Raw genomic sequence first — 13,477 nt, 5'->3', positions numbered from 1 at the left:
AGCCTGCTCGCGAAGACGGCAGCACATCCAATCCTTTCCGTGACTGACGGACCACTTTCGCGAGCAGGCTCGCTCCCACAGGGGTTCACCGCTAATCCAGTGGCATGACGGTGACGCGAACTTCGGGGACATGATTGCCGCCCCCCAGAATCACCCCGCGCAGCGGCGACACATCAGAAAAATCCCGCCCCCAGGCCAAGGTAATGTGCTCCAGTGCCGGCTGCACGTTGTTGGTCGGATCGAAATCTACCCAACCCAGCACAGGGCAATACACCGACACCCAGGCATGGGAAGCATCGGCGCCAATCAGGCGTGGCTGCCCGGGTGGTGGCTGAGTCAGCAAATAGCCGCTGATGTAGCGGGCGGCCAGGCCCCGGGATCGCACGCAAGCAAGCATCAGGTGGGCGAAGTCCTGACAGACCCCGCGCCGACGCTCCAGCACTTCCACCAGCGGCGTTGCCACCTGGGTCGCTTCGGCGTCGAAGGTGAATTCGCTGAAGATTTTCTCCATCAGTGCCTGCACACCCCGCAGCAGCGGACGGCCTGCCGGAAAGCAGCTGTCTGAAAACTCGACGAAATTGCGCTTCAAGTGCACGTAGGGCGATTGAAACCGATAACGGCAAGCTTCGAGCAACTCAGGCGAAAGTGGCTGGCTGCTGTAAGTCAGCGCGTTGCGGGTTTCCTCCCAGGCTGGCGACAGATTGAAATCCAGCGCAGGCCGGGGCAGCACTTCTATCGTGAGGCTGGCGTTGACCAGCAATTCATCATGAGGGCGCTCGAACGCCAGTCGGGTCAGCGGGTTACCGAAAACATCCAGTTCATCACGGCGCGACGTCGGGTCCGGACTGATCTGCAACTGCTGCTCGGTACAACGCTGCCAACCGCAGACCCGCGGCCACAGGTGCGCCAGTTGCTGGGCCAGGGACACAGGGCTATCGTAGTGATAGTGGGTGTCGTGGAAAATCTGGTATCGCGCATTCATCAGACGGACACCGTGCGCTGGCTGACATCATCGACATGGGCAAAATGACGCAAGGCCAGGCGATCGGACACGTGCCCGCTGGCATCGGCGATTTCTTGCAATAGGTCGGCCAGCCCTTCGAGCGCCGCGCGTACGCTGGCCTCACCGAACAGCGGGTTCTCCAGACAACCCAGATCGAAACACGCCAGTCGCTCCACCCATTGCGCCAGCCCCGCTTCTCGCGGGGCAGCAAAGTCGTCGTTCAGGCGCTTGAGGGTACGGTTCACCAGTTTCAATTGAAACAGCACGGCGTGAGGGTTCTGCTCATCGAGCAACAACAGGTCGAGCACCGGGATCAACTGCGCCACCGCCAGATAACGCGAACGGTAGGTGATGCTGCTGTTGCCCAGCTCCAGCAACCATTCGAGACCGGCCTGATCGAACGCCCCGGCGCCACGCAAAAACGCCGCCAGGCTGCCACTGAGAAATTGCAGGCGCTCGATTCGCCGACCGATCATCAGGAAGCGCCAGCCTTCGTCCCGGGTCATGTCGTCCAATGCAAAACCGGACAACGCCGCCAGGGACATCACCAGACGGTTGAGAAAATCCAGCAGCTCGCCGAAGTCCGGCTCATCGGTTTCCAGTTCCATGGCTTCGCGCTGCAACTCCACCAGCGCCTGCCAGTTTTCCCGCGAGAGCTTGCCGCGCACCTGCGAAGCCGCCCACTGCAACCGCTGCAGGTTGGAACGCAGGCTGAACGGCCAATCATCGCCGAGTATTGCTGCCAGCAAACGCTCCGGCAGCTCACCTTCATCGGGCAACAGCATCAGCCGTTCACCAAGATCGACGGCCGCCTGCAGGGCCTGCGGGTCATCGCCGTCCACGTATCGCGCCAGCATGATGCGCAACAATCGCGCACTGTCATCGCAACGCTCGCAGTAACGACCGAACCAGAACAGGTTTTCCACCACCCGTGACGGCAGATAGGGATCGCGTCGCACCAGATCATGCACGCCGATATTGCGCTGGGTTTTCCATTGTTCGCCGCTGGGCGGGCGATCGCCCAGTACCCAGGTGTCCTTGCTCGCACCGCCACGCTGCATCGACACCACTTCGGCATCGGCCTCGGCGGCCACCCGGGTCAATCCGCCGGGCAATACCCGATAACCCTCGCGGCTGGCCACCGCATACACGCGCAGACCGATGGCCCGGGGTTGTAACTGACCTCCATCGGCCTGCCAGATTGGCGCCTGGGACAACTGCGCCAATTCTTGCGCAACATAAGCGTAAGGCCGTGCCTGCATGCGCTCGACAAGCTGATGGCGCTGTTTTTCACTCAAGTCACGGCCAAAGACCGGGGTAAAACTCTGGGACGGGAACGCCGGTTTGATCAGCAACTCCGGCAGTTTCTCCAACGCCTGCGCGAGCACCGGAGCTTCGCCGCACCACCAGGTGGCGATGGACGGCAGAATCAGGTCTTCACCGAACAGGAACTGACTGATCTTCGGCAGAAAACCCAGCAAGCCTGGGGATTCGAGCACGCCACTGCCGAGGGCATTGGCCACCAGGACCCGCCCTTGTCGCACGGCTTCAAGCAAGCCCGGTACGCCCAATGCCGAATCGGTACGCAGCTCCAGCGGGTCACAGAAATCGTCGTCGAGACGGCGCATGATCGCGTGCACCCGGCGCAGGCCACTCAGGGTTTTCAGGTAAACCGTGGCATCGCGCACTGTCAGGTCGCCGCCTTCGACCAGCGGATAACCGAGTTGGCGAGCAAGGTACAGGTGTTCGAAATAACTCTCGTTGAACCGTCCCGGCGTCAACAACACAACCAATGGCACCTCTTCATCGCTGGGCGCCTGGCGGGACAGGGTTTCCTGAAGCGTGCGGAAGAAGCCGGCCAGATGCTGCACTTTCAGATCGCGGTACAACTCGGGGAACGCCCGGGACACGATGGTGCGGTTTTCCAGGGCATAGCCTGCACCGGACGGCGCTTGAGTCCGGTCCGCCGTAACCCACCAACGGCCATCGGGGGTGCGCGCCAGATCCACGGCATACAGATGCAGAAAGGCGCCGTCAGGCGGTTTGATGCCCTGGCAGGGCCAGAGAAAGTTGTTGTGGCCGAACACCAGTTCGGCCGGCAGCAATCCTTCGGCAATCAGGCGTTGCGGCCCGTACAGGTCGGCCAGCACGGCATTGAGCAATCGGGCGCGCTGGGCGATGCCCGCCGACAGCTGTTGCCACTCGTCAGCGGCAATCACATGGGGTAGCAGGTCCAGTTCCCATGGCCGATCGGCGCCCTTGGGATCCGCGTAAACGTTATAGGTGACGCCGTTTTCCTGAATCTGCCGGGTGAGCAGTGCCTGACGCTGCGCCAGTTGCGCTGGCGTGCTGCGCTGCAATTGGTCGAACAATCGGCGCCAGTGCGGACGTACCGCCCCGCTGTCATCGAGCAGTTCGTGATAGGTGCCCGCCGTCAGCGGGTAGCGGTCTAGCAAGTCAGGCATGGAAAGCTCGGCAGACAGCATGGAGCGGTCAGACTAACGCAGGCTCATGACGCCCGGATAGACGAAAGACCCGGGCGTCGCGTACGGTTTAGAAACGTCGTAAATCGAGTGTCATCGGCAGCTCGTCATTGATTTCCAGAGTCGGTATGGGAAGTTTCCCCGGCGTGTGTCCGATGCGGAAGAAACGCGCCATGCGCCGGCTCTCGGCTTCATTGGCATTGACCGGCAAGGTCTCGTAGTTGCGCCCGCCCGGGTGTGCGACGTGATACTGGCAACCGCCCAGCGACCGCTCCATCCAGGTGTCGAGCAGATCGAACACCAGTGGCGCATGGACCGGGATGGTCGGGTGCAGACAGTTCGCCGGTTGCCAGGCGCGGAATCGCACGCCTGCGACGAATTCACCTACACGCCCGGTAGGCTGCAATGGTACCGGGATGCCGTTGCAGGTCAGCACATAACGCTGGGGCGGCAGACCGGTGAGCTTGACCTGCAGGCGTTCCAGGGATGAATCCACATAGCGCACCGTACCACCGACCGCGCCCTCCTCGCCCAGCACATGCCACGGTTCGAGTGCCTGGCGCAACTCAAGGGCGATGCCACTGACGGCGTAGTCGCCGACCTTGGGAAAGCGGAACTCCAGATGCGCCGCAAACCATTCGGCCCGTAGCGGATAACCGGCGGCATTGAGGTCGACGATGACGTCGGCAAAATCCTGCTCGATAAAGTGCGGCAACAAGAACCGGTCATGCAGCTCTGTGCCCCAGCGCGCCAGTTTTGGCGGTGCGTAAGGTTCGCGCCAGAACCGTGCGACTAACGCTCGCAGCAGTAATTGTTGGGCCAGGCTCATGCGCGCATGGGGTGGCATTTCAAAAGCACGCAACTCGAGCAAACCGAGGCGCCCCGTCGCGCCGTCTGGTGAATACAGTTTGTCGATGCAGAATTCCGCACGGTGCGTGTTACCAGTGACGTCGATCAGCAGGTTACGCAACAGTCGGTCAACCAGCCACGGCGCGCACTCCTCGCCCGGTTCCGGCATCTGCGCAAAGGCGACTTCCAGCTCGTATAAAGCATCGTTGCGCGCCTCATCGACACGAGGCGCTTGCGATGTCGGGCCGATGAACAATCCGGAAAACAGGTAGGACAGTGACGGGTGGTTATGCCAGTAGCTGATCAGACTGCGTAGCAAATCCGGGCGACGCAGAAAAGGTGAGTCAGCCGGTGTCGCGCCACCCAGTACGAAATGGTTACCACCTCCGGTGCCAGTGTGTCGGCCATCGATCATGAATTTCTCGGTGGTGAGGCGAGTCTGTCGTGCTTCTTCGTAGAGAAATTCAGTGCGCTCGACCAATTCATCCCAAGTCGCGGACGGCTGCACGTTGACCTCGATCACACCGGGATCTGGGGTGATGCGAAAGTTGCACAAACGCGGATCGTTCGGAGGTTCATAACCTTCCAGTAGCACCGGGCAATGCAATTCCTCGGCAGTGGCTTCGATGGCGGCCACCAGCTCCAGGTAATCCTCGACCCGCTCCAGCGGTGGCATGAACAGGTACAACCGGCCTTCCCGCGCCTCGGCGCAGAACGCCGTACGCGTCAGCCAGTCGGCGGACTCGTCGATTTTCGGCGTGCGCTCTTGCGCCTCGGCAGGCTCACCATGGCTGTTCAACTGCGCGGTGTCGGGTAGCGACGCAAACACCTGATTCGGGTCCTGCGTATGAATGAACGGGTACTCTGCCGCTTTCACCCAAGGCTGCGAACCGAGGGGCAGGCGATAGCCCAACGGGGAATCCCCCGGCACCAGACGGCAATGTTCGTCGCGCAGATACCAGCGCCCGCTTTGCCACTGGTCGCCCTTGGCGGTGCGCGCCAGCGGCAGTACCTGGCCGATGACCTTGTCCAGTCCCTGACTGAAGACTTTGCGCAACCGCGCGCGTTCCAGCGGCTCGTCAAGACGCGAGTCTTCGGCGGTGACGTTCTGCGGTAAAGTGCCTTCGCGCCAGAGGTAATAGAAATTGTCTTCGTAGGCCGGAAACACAAAGCGTGTCGGAATTTTCAGGCGTTCGGCCACACTCGCCAGGAAGCGCCCGGCCAATTCGCCATTGGCGCCGTAGTCTTGCTGTTCGTCGGCGATCAACGCGTTGTTATGCCAGATCGGCACACCGTCGCGACGCCAATAGCAATTGAGCGACCAGCGCGGCAATTGCTCACCGGGATACCACTTGCCCTGACCGAAATGCACCAACCCCTGAGGCGCGTAGCGTTTACGCATGCGCTGGAACAGTTCGGCGGACAGCCGACGCTTGTTTGGTCCCAGTGCCGCCGTATTCCACTCGGCGCCGTCCGGGTCATCAATGGAGACGAAGGTCGGCTCACCGCCCATGGTCAAGCGAACGTCACCTTCCAGCAGATCGGCGTCGATCTGTCGCCCCAAGGCCTGAATCGCCAGCCACTGCTCTTCGGTGTAGGGCTTTGTGACCCGTGGCGCCTCCCAAATCCGCTCCACCGACATTTCATGGCTGAATTCGCACTCGCACGGTTCCACCAGGCCACTGATCGGTGCCGCGGAAGACGGATCTGGACTACAGGCCAATGGGATATGCCCTTCACCCGCAAACAGCCCGGAGGTTGCATCCAGACCGATCCAGCCCGCACCGGGCAAGTACACCTCGCACCAGGCGTGCAGGTCGGTGAAATCCACTTCAGTGCCTGAAGGGCCATCGAGACTTTTCACATCGGCGGTCAACTGGATCAGGTAGCCCGAGACAAAGCGAGCGGCCAGCCCGAGGTTGCGCAGGAGTTGCACCAGCAGCCACGCAGAATCGCGGCACGAACCGGAGGCCTGTTCGAGCGTGTATTCGGGGGTTTGCACCCCCGGCTCCATGCGAATCAGGTAGTCGACGTCTTCGCTCAGGCGCTGGTTGAGGGCGACGAGGAAATCCACGGCGGGCAGAGGCGTACGGCCAATGTTGTCCAGATAGGCCTTGAACTTCGGCGTCAGGGGCAAGGTTTCCAGGTACGGCGCCAACTCCTTGCGCTCGTCCGCAGCGTAGTCGAACGGGATTTTTTCTGCGTAGGGTTCGAGGAAAAAATCGAAGGGATTGAAGATCGCCATTTCTGCCAGCAGATCGACTTCGATGCGCAACTCATCGGTTTTCTCCGGGAACACCAACCGCGCCAGGTAATTGCCCTGCGGGTCTTGTTGCCAGTTGATGAAATGCTGCTCGGGCGAGACTTTCAACGCATAGGACAGTATCCGCGTGCGGCTGTGGGCGGCCGGGCGCAGGCGAACGATCTGCGGACCGAGCTCGACGGCGCGGTCATAGCGGTAATGCGTGACATGGTGCAATGCGACATGAATCGACACGGCGTGCCTCCTGCGAGCCTTAAGCGTATTCGAAAGCGCGCAAGACTTATGCCATCCAGCGGTGCTGGCGCTTTCTCCGGTTACTGGAGGCAGTACAGCACCAAAATCGGGCGATGCAGGAAAATGGTTGGAGAGAGTTGCACGGATTTGTGGCGGCCGAGACTGCCAGCCTGACTTGCAGCGCCTGCACCGGCCTCATCGCGAGCAGGCTCGCTCCCACAGTTTGTTCGAGTCGTTCGCGAAACTTGTAATCGACAATGGCCCCTGTGGGAGCGAGCCTGCTCGCGATGAGGCCAGTCGCCCTAGCAAACCTTTAAAGCCTGAAATGCAAAACGCCAACCCGAAGGTTGGCGTTCTGTTCAGCTCAAGCGAGGCTTAGCGCGGTACGACCGGCTTGCGCGCAGGCTTGGGCCCCTTGCCCTTGGCCGCTTCCTTGCGCTCCTTGGCGGCCTGCTGGTTGCGGGCGAATGCCGCAGCCTTGGCCTGTTCACGTTTGTCCCACGGATTACCGCCATCGCTGGCGCGCGGTGGCAGGCCAGTGTGCTGGGTGAGGATCTTGGTGGTCTTTTCCCCTGCCACCTTGTGGCTGCCGGCCGGCGTCGAGTTCTTGCGACGGGCACTCTGGTAGCTGTCGGTGGACGGCTGGTGCAGCGGAATCAACTGGTTCTTCCCCGGCCCGATCAGGTCGGCGCGGCCCATGCGGGTCAGTGCCTCACGCAGCATCGGCCAGCCTTTCGGGTCGTGATAACGCAAGAACGCCTTGTGCAGACGACGCTGCTCTTCGCTCTTGACGATGGTCACCGCGTCACTCTTGTAGGTGACCTTGCGCAGCGGGTTCTTGCCCGAGTGGTACATCGCGGTAGCGGTGGCCATCGGCGACGGGTAGAACGCCTGCACCTGGTCGGCACGGAAGCCGTTGCCCTTGAGCCACAGGGCCAGGTTCATCATGTCTTCGTCGGTGGTGCCCGGGTGGGCGGCGATGAAGTACGGAATCAGGTACTGCTCTTTCCCGGCTTCCTTGGAGTACTTCTCGAACATGCGCTTGAACTTGTCATAGCTGCCAATGCCCGGTTTCATCATCTGGTTGAGCGGACCTTCCTCGGTGTGTTCCGGGGCGATCTTCAGGTAGCCACCGACGTGGTGGGTCACCAGTTCCTTGACGTATTCCGGCGACTCGACTGCAAGGTCGTAGCGCAGGCCGGAAGCGATCAGGATCTTCTTCACACCCGGCAAGGCACGGGCGCTTCGATACAACTGGATCAGCGACGAGTGGTCGGTGTTCAGGTTCGGACAGATGCCAGGGAACACGCAGGACGGCTTGCGGCACGCGGATTCGATTTCCGGGCTCTTGCAGGCGATGCGGTACATGTTCGCGGTCGGGCCGCCGAGGTCGGAAATGACGCCGGTAAACCCTGGGACCTTGTCGCGAATTTCTTCGATCTCGCGAATGATCGACTCTTCGGAACGGTTCTGGATGATGCGGCCTTCGTGCTCGGTGATCGAGCAGAAGGTGCAACCGCCGAAACAGCCACGCATGATGTTCACCGAGAAACGGATCATCTCGTAGGCCGGGATTTTCTCCTTGCCGTACGCCGGGTGCGGAATGCGCTGATAAGGCATGCCGAACACGTAGTCCATTTCTTCGGTGGTCATCGGAATCGGTGGCGGGTTGAACCAGACGTCCACTTCGCCGTGTTTCTGCACCAGCGCACGGGCGTTGCCGGGGTTGGTTTCCAGGTGCAACACGCGGTTGGCGTGGGCATACAGAACGGCGTCGCCACGGACTTTTTCAACCGATGGCAGACGGATCACGGTCTTGTCGCGGGTCATCTTCGGACTGGCAAGAATCTGCACGACCTTGGCTTCTTGCGGATCCTCGACCGGACCCTTTTCCTGCTCGATGGCGCAGGCTTGAGTGTCCTGGGTATTCACGTACGGGTTGATGATCTTGTCGATCTTGCCCGGACGGTCGATGCGCGTGGAATCGACTTCGTACCAGTCTTTCGGCGTGTCGCGGCGGATGAACGCGGTGCCGCGCACATCGGTGATGTCTTCGATCTTGTGACCGTAGGACAGGCGCTGGGCGACTTCGACAATGGCACGCTCGGCGTTGCCGTAGAGCAGGATGTCGGCGCTGGCGTCGATCAGGATCGAATTACGAACCCGGTCCTGCCAGTAATCGTAGTGGGCGATGCGGCGCAGGGACGCTTCGATGCCGCCAAGTACGATCGGCACGTGCTTGTAGGCTTCCTTGCAGCGCTGGCTGTAGACCAGGCTCGCACGGTCCGGACGCTTGCCCGCCAGGCCACCTGGCGTGTAGGCATCATCGGAACGGATTTTCTTGTCGGCGGTGTAGCGGTTGATCATCGAATCCATGTTGCCGGCCGCGACGCCGAAGAACAGGTTCGGCTCGCCCAGCTTCATGAAATCGTCTTTGGACTGCCAGTTCGGCTGGGCAATGATCCCGACGCGGAAGCCCTGGGACTCCAGCAGCCGGCCGATGATCGCCATGCCGAACGACGGGTGATCGACGTAGGCATCACCGGTGACGATGATGATGTCGCAGGAATCCCAGCCGAGCTGATCCATCTCCTCCCTGCTCATTGGCAGGAATGGCGCTGGCCCGAAACATTCGGCCCAGTACTTGGGATAGTCAAATAACGGCTTGGCTGCTTGCATGTCGATAACCGGTGTTGGCTTTCATTGAATTTCGCGGGCGCGGAATATAGCACAAATTTTGACCAATTCCGACGGCTGTGGTCGGAAATTAGAGGGTGTCTGCTATACCGCGTAATCGTTCATCGCGAGCAAGCATTGCTCCTACAGAGGTCTGCGTGCGACCTGTGGGAGCAAAGCTTGCTCGCGATGAGGCCCTGACAGGCGCTACATAAACTTACTCGTCGTCATCGAAGTTGTAGCTACCCGGCGCCAGGTTCTCGAATCGGGTGTATTTACCGATGAACGCCAACCGGATAAAGCCGATCGGGCCGTTCCGCTGCTTGCCGATGATGATCTCGGCAATGCCCTTGTGCTCGGTTTCCGGGTGATACACCTCGTCGCGGTAAACGAACATGATCACGTCGGCGTCCTGCTCGATCGCTCCGGATTCCCGCAAGTCGGAGTTCACCGGGCGTTTGTTCGGCCGCTGCTCCAGGGAACGGTTGAGCTGGGACAGCGCCACCACCGGGCAGTTGAATTCCTTGGCCAGGGCTTTCAGGGACCGGGAGATCTCGGAAATCTCGTTGGTCCGGTTGTCGCCGCTGGAACCCGGAATCTGCATCAGTTGCAGGTAGTCGATCATGATCAGGCCGACGTCGCCATGCTCACGCACCAGACGCCGGGTCCGGGCGCGCATTTCCGACGGGCTGATGCCGGCCGTATCGTCGATGAACAGCTTGCGGTCGTTGAGCAGGTTGACCGCCGAAGTCAGGCGCGGCCAGTCGTCGTCTTCCAGCTGACCGGAACGGACCTTGGTCTGGTCGATGCGCCCCAGGGACGACAACATACGCATGATCAGCGATTCGCCTGGCATCTCGAGGGAGTAAACCAGGACAGCCTTCTCACTGCGCAACACGGCGTTTTCCACCAGGTTCATCGCAAAAGTGGTCTTACCCATGGACGGACGGCCGGCGACGATGATCAGGTCGGCCGGTTGCAGGCCGCTGGTCTTCTCGTCGAGGTCGGTGTAGCCGGTGGACAGGCCGGTGATGGCGTTGTCGGTATTGAACAGGGTATCGATACGGTCGATGGCCTTGGTCAGCAGTTCATTCACACCCACCGGGCCGCCGGTTTTTGGCCGGGCCTCGGCGATCTGGAAGATCTGCCGCTCTGCTTCATCGAGGATTTCTTCAGCGGTGCGACCTTCCGGGTTGAAGGCACTGTCGGCAATTTCAGTGCTGATGCCGATCAATTGGCGCAGGGTCGCGCGCTGGCGAACAATCTGCGCATAGGCCTTGATGTTGGCGACGGACGGCGTGTTTTTCGCCAGCTCGCCGAGATAACCGAGGCCACCGACTTGCGAGGTCTGACCTTCCTTGTCCAGTTGCTCGGCAAGGGTCACGACGTCGATCGGGGAGTTCTGATCGGCCAGTTTGGCGATCGCACGGAAAATCAGGCGGTGGTCATGTCGATAGAAATCACCGTCGGAAACTTGATCGAGCACGCGTTCCCAGGCGTTGTTGTCCAGCATCAGACCACCGAGCACAGCCTGTTCGGCTTCGATGGAATGCGGCGGCACCTTCAGCGCGGCGGTTTGCAGATCGTATTGCTCGGGAGCGGAGATTTCGTTCATGGCCACTTGGTTTTTTAGTAAAAGCAGGGGTTGAAAAACGGGCGTTACCAGAAAGACAAAGGGCACGACCTGTAAACAGGATCGTGCCCGATGTTACCGGCAAGCACCCGAGGGTGCCAGCCGACAAGTACTGCTTAAGCTGCTACCACGACAACGCGTACGGTGGCTTCAACTTCAGCGTGCAGGTGCACGGCTACGTCGAATTCACCTACGTTGCGGATAGTGCCGTTCGGCAGACGAACTTCGCTTTTTGCCACTTCAACGCCAGAGGCGGTCAGTGCATCAGCGATGTCGTGGGTGCCGATCGAACCGAACAGCTTGCCTTCGTCACCAGCGGTGGCAGTGATGGTCACTTCCAGCTCAGCCAGTTGGGCGGCACGGCTTTCAGCCGACGATTTACGGTCTGCTGCAGCTTTTTCCAGCTCAGCGCGACGCTCTTCGAACGCAGCCAGGTTGGCTGGGGTCGCGGCGGTAGCTTTGCCGTAAGGCAGCAGGTAGTTACGACCGTAACCAGCCTTAACGTTCACTTTGTCACCCAGGTTGCCCAGGTTGGTGACTTTTTCCAGAAGGATCAGTTGCATGTGAAAATCCTCTTAACTTTTAACCTTCACCGTTCGCGTTATCGGCGTCTTTCGACGCCAGACGACCGCGAAAATCAATCAGGCTGTCGACGATGGCCAGGACCACCAGCAACGGATAGATCAGCTGCATGAACAGCAACAGCGTGACGTACAACCCCACCAGCCAGAATTTGGCCAGTCGCTTTTGCGCCACCAGCCCGTGAATCAGGGCCAGCCCGGCGAAAACCAGCGGTACGCTGCACAACGGCACAAGCATGGACATCTGGGCACCGAAATTCGGTGTCACAACCATGCCCGCCAGCAGCAACATCGCGGGACCCAGCGGGATTCGGACGGCGCGAAACTCGCGACCGAAACCACCGGGGTTGTACAACAACGCCTGCCAGTAGCGCCCGACAATCAGGCTCAGCACACTGACGATTTGCAACAAGGCCGCAATCAGGCCGGTCAGGATTGGTGCAATCAGGGACGCGAAGCGCGCTTGCTCGTCTACCGACATCTTCTGGTAGACCTCACCGAGTAGCGACGGCATGACTTTGATCAAAGCCTGCGCCAGCATCTCGATCTGGGGACCAAAAGCCGTCCCCAGCACCACTGAAAACACCACTCCCATCGCTATGCTGACCAGCAGCACGCGGTTCCAGGACTCGCTTGCGCGCAAAACCAACGCAAGGCTCGCAGACCCCAGCAGCACCAGAAGCGCCCGTGGGTCGTCGGAGAAAAGCCACCAGATCAACGCCGGCAGCAGTCCCAGAGCAAGAACGCCCAGGGCGTCCTTCAATCCGCGCCGCAGGAGCACAAGGCATCCGGCGGCAGCACCCAACCAATACAACAACGGCAATGCCGCGCATCCAGCCACTACCAGAGTGGCCTGCATACGGCCCCGCATGATGAACTCAGCTAAGGCACGCATACATTCAATCCTTTGCTACGTGTCGACTGCCCGGTCTCAGCGGCCGTGGCTGTCGGTGTAGGCCAGCAGGGCCAGGAAGCGGGCGCGCTTGATAGCGGTGGCCAGCTGACGCTGATAACGAGCTTTGGTACCGGTGATGCGGCTTGGAACGATTTTGCCGGTCTCGGATACGTAGGCTTTCAGAGTGTTGAGATCTTTGTAATCGATCTCTTTCACGTCTTCAGCGGTGAAGCGGCAGAATTTACGACGACGGAAGAAACGTGCCATTTGATAGGCTCCTTAAAAGGTCCGTGGATTACTCGTCAGCGTTATCGCTGTTGTCGCTGTCATCACTGTCAACGCCTTCAGCGTCGGAGTGCTCAGGACGGTCGCGACGCTCACGGCGCTCACTGCGGTTTTCTTCAGCCTTGAGCATCTCGGATTGGCCGGTAACGGCTTCTTCGCGACGGATGACCAGGTTACGGATCACTGCATCGTTGTAGCGGAAGTTGTCTTCCAGCTCGGCCAGGGCCTTGCCGGTGCACTCAACGTTCAGCATCACGTAGTGAGCCTTGTGAACATTGTTGATTGCGTAGGCCAGTTGACGACGGCCCCAATCTTCCAGACGGTGGATTTTGCCGCCGTCTTCTTCGATCAGCTTGGTGTAACGCTCAACCATGCCGCCGACTTGCTCGCTTTGATCCGGGTGGACCAAAAAGATGATTTCGTAATGACGCATGAATGCTCCTTACGGGTTGTAGCCTGCCGCTCAAAAGCGGTCAGACAAGGAGTGAATGACACTTATGGACTTGCGTGGGTAAGGCACATGCGTGCCTGCCGTCACAGCAAGGGGCGCAATTGTAGAGAAGGGATGTGGGAGG

Annotated in this window: 9 protein-coding genes; all 9 read right to left on the bottom strand. The window is 60.3% G+C overall.

What is annotated here, in order from left to right; all coding sequences use genetic code 11:
- Positions 1 to 91 precede the first annotated feature (91 nt).
- Positions 92 to 982, bottom strand: coding sequence for a transglutaminase family protein (locus tag LAB08_RS02500; RefSeq protein WP_096513685.1), 891 nt, complete (start codon positions 980 to 982; stop codon positions 92 to 94).
- The gene (locus LAB08_RS02495; RefSeq protein ID WP_096515584.1) at positions 982 to 3,468 is read right to left on the bottom strand and encodes a circularly permuted type 2 ATP-grasp protein; all 2,487 of its coding nucleotides are present in this window, start codon (positions 3,466 to 3,468) and stop codon (positions 982 to 984) included. The genes LAB08_RS02500 and LAB08_RS02495 overlap by 1 nt, the downstream gene beginning before the upstream one ends.
- An 88-nt stretch (positions 3,469 to 3,556) precedes the next feature.
- Complete coding sequence (locus tag LAB08_RS02490) at positions 3,557 to 6,832, bottom strand: transglutaminase family protein (protein ID WP_096513686.1); 3,276 nt, start codon at positions 6,830 to 6,832, stop codon at positions 3,557 to 3,559.
- Positions 6,833 to 7,207: 375 nt separating this feature from the next.
- Positions 7,208 to 9,511 (bottom strand): YgiQ family radical SAM protein, encoded by a 2,304-nt coding sequence (locus LAB08_RS02485; protein WP_096513687.1) that lies wholly within the window; start codon positions 9,509 to 9,511, stop codon positions 7,208 to 7,210.
- 214 nt (positions 9,512 to 9,725) lie between these two features.
- Positions 9,726 to 11,123 (bottom strand): replicative DNA helicase, encoded by a 1,398-nt coding sequence (gene dnaB / locus LAB08_RS02480; RefSeq protein WP_077045379.1) that lies wholly within the window; start codon positions 11,121 to 11,123, stop codon positions 9,726 to 9,728.
- A 134-nt stretch (positions 11,124 to 11,257) separates the two neighbouring features.
- Positions 11,258 to 11,704, bottom strand: a complete 447-nt coding sequence (rplI, locus tag LAB08_RS02475; protein ID WP_008058981.1) for a 50S ribosomal protein L9 — start codon at positions 11,702 to 11,704, stop codon at positions 11,258 to 11,260.
- A 19-nt stretch (positions 11,705 to 11,723) separates the two neighbouring features.
- Positions 11,724 to 12,617 carry a YybS family protein gene (locus tag LAB08_RS02470; protein ID WP_096513688.1) on the bottom strand — a complete coding sequence of 298 codons (894 nt, stop codon included), beginning with the start codon at positions 12,615 to 12,617 and terminating at the stop codon, positions 11,724 to 11,726.
- 36 nt (positions 12,618 to 12,653) lie between these two features.
- Positions 12,654 to 12,884, bottom strand: coding sequence for a 30S ribosomal protein S18 (gene rpsR / locus LAB08_RS02465; RefSeq protein WP_002551829.1), 231 nt, complete (start codon positions 12,882 to 12,884; stop codon positions 12,654 to 12,656).
- Positions 12,885 to 12,912: 28 nt separating this feature from the next.
- On the bottom strand, positions 12,913 to 13,335 hold the full coding sequence (rpsF, locus tag LAB08_RS02460; RefSeq protein ID WP_007939579.1) for a 30S ribosomal protein S6: 423 nt from the start codon (positions 13,333 to 13,335) through the stop codon (positions 12,913 to 12,915).
- Positions 13,336 to 13,477: the final 142 nt, after the last annotated feature.

The sequence above is a fragment of the Pseudomonas izuensis genome, assembly GCF_002356535.2.
In the GTDB taxonomy this organism is placed as follows: Bacteria; Pseudomonadota; Gammaproteobacteria; order Pseudomonadales; family Pseudomonadaceae; genus Aquipseudomonas; species Aquipseudomonas izuensis.
This window is presented reverse-complemented; position numbering and strand designations above follow the sequence as displayed.

What these genes read in the sequence shown, in the direction of transcription:
- LAB08_RS02470 (WP_096513688.1), bottom strand. Translation starts at nt 12,617, where the DNA reads ATGCGTGCCTTAGCTGAGTTCATCATGCGGGGCCGTATGCAGGCCACT.
- dnaB (WP_077045379.1), bottom strand. Translation starts at nt 11,123, where the DNA reads ATGAACGAAATCTCCGCTCCCGAGCAATACGATCTGCAAACCGCCGCG.
- rpsR (WP_002551829.1), bottom strand. Translation starts at nt 12,884, where the DNA reads ATGGCACGTTTCTTCCGTCGTCGTAAATTCTGCCGCTTCACCGCTGAA.
- LAB08_RS02495 (WP_096515584.1), bottom strand. Translation starts at nt 3,468, where the DNA reads ATGCCTGACTTGCTAGACCGCTACCCGCTGACGGCGGGCACCTATCAC.
- LAB08_RS02485 (WP_096513687.1), bottom strand. Translation starts at nt 9,511, where the DNA reads ATGCAAGCAGCCAAGCCGTTATTTGACTATCCCAAGTACTGGGCCGAA.
- rplI (WP_008058981.1), bottom strand. Translation starts at nt 11,704, where the DNA reads ATGCAACTGATCCTTCTGGAAAAAGTCACCAACCTGGGCAACCTGGGT.
- LAB08_RS02500 (WP_096513685.1), bottom strand. Translation starts at nt 982, where the DNA reads ATGAATGCGCGATACCAGATTTTCCACGACACCCACTATCACTACGAT.
- rpsF (WP_007939579.1), bottom strand. Translation starts at nt 13,335, where the DNA reads ATGCGTCATTACGAAATCATCTTTTTGGTCCACCCGGATCAAAGCGAG.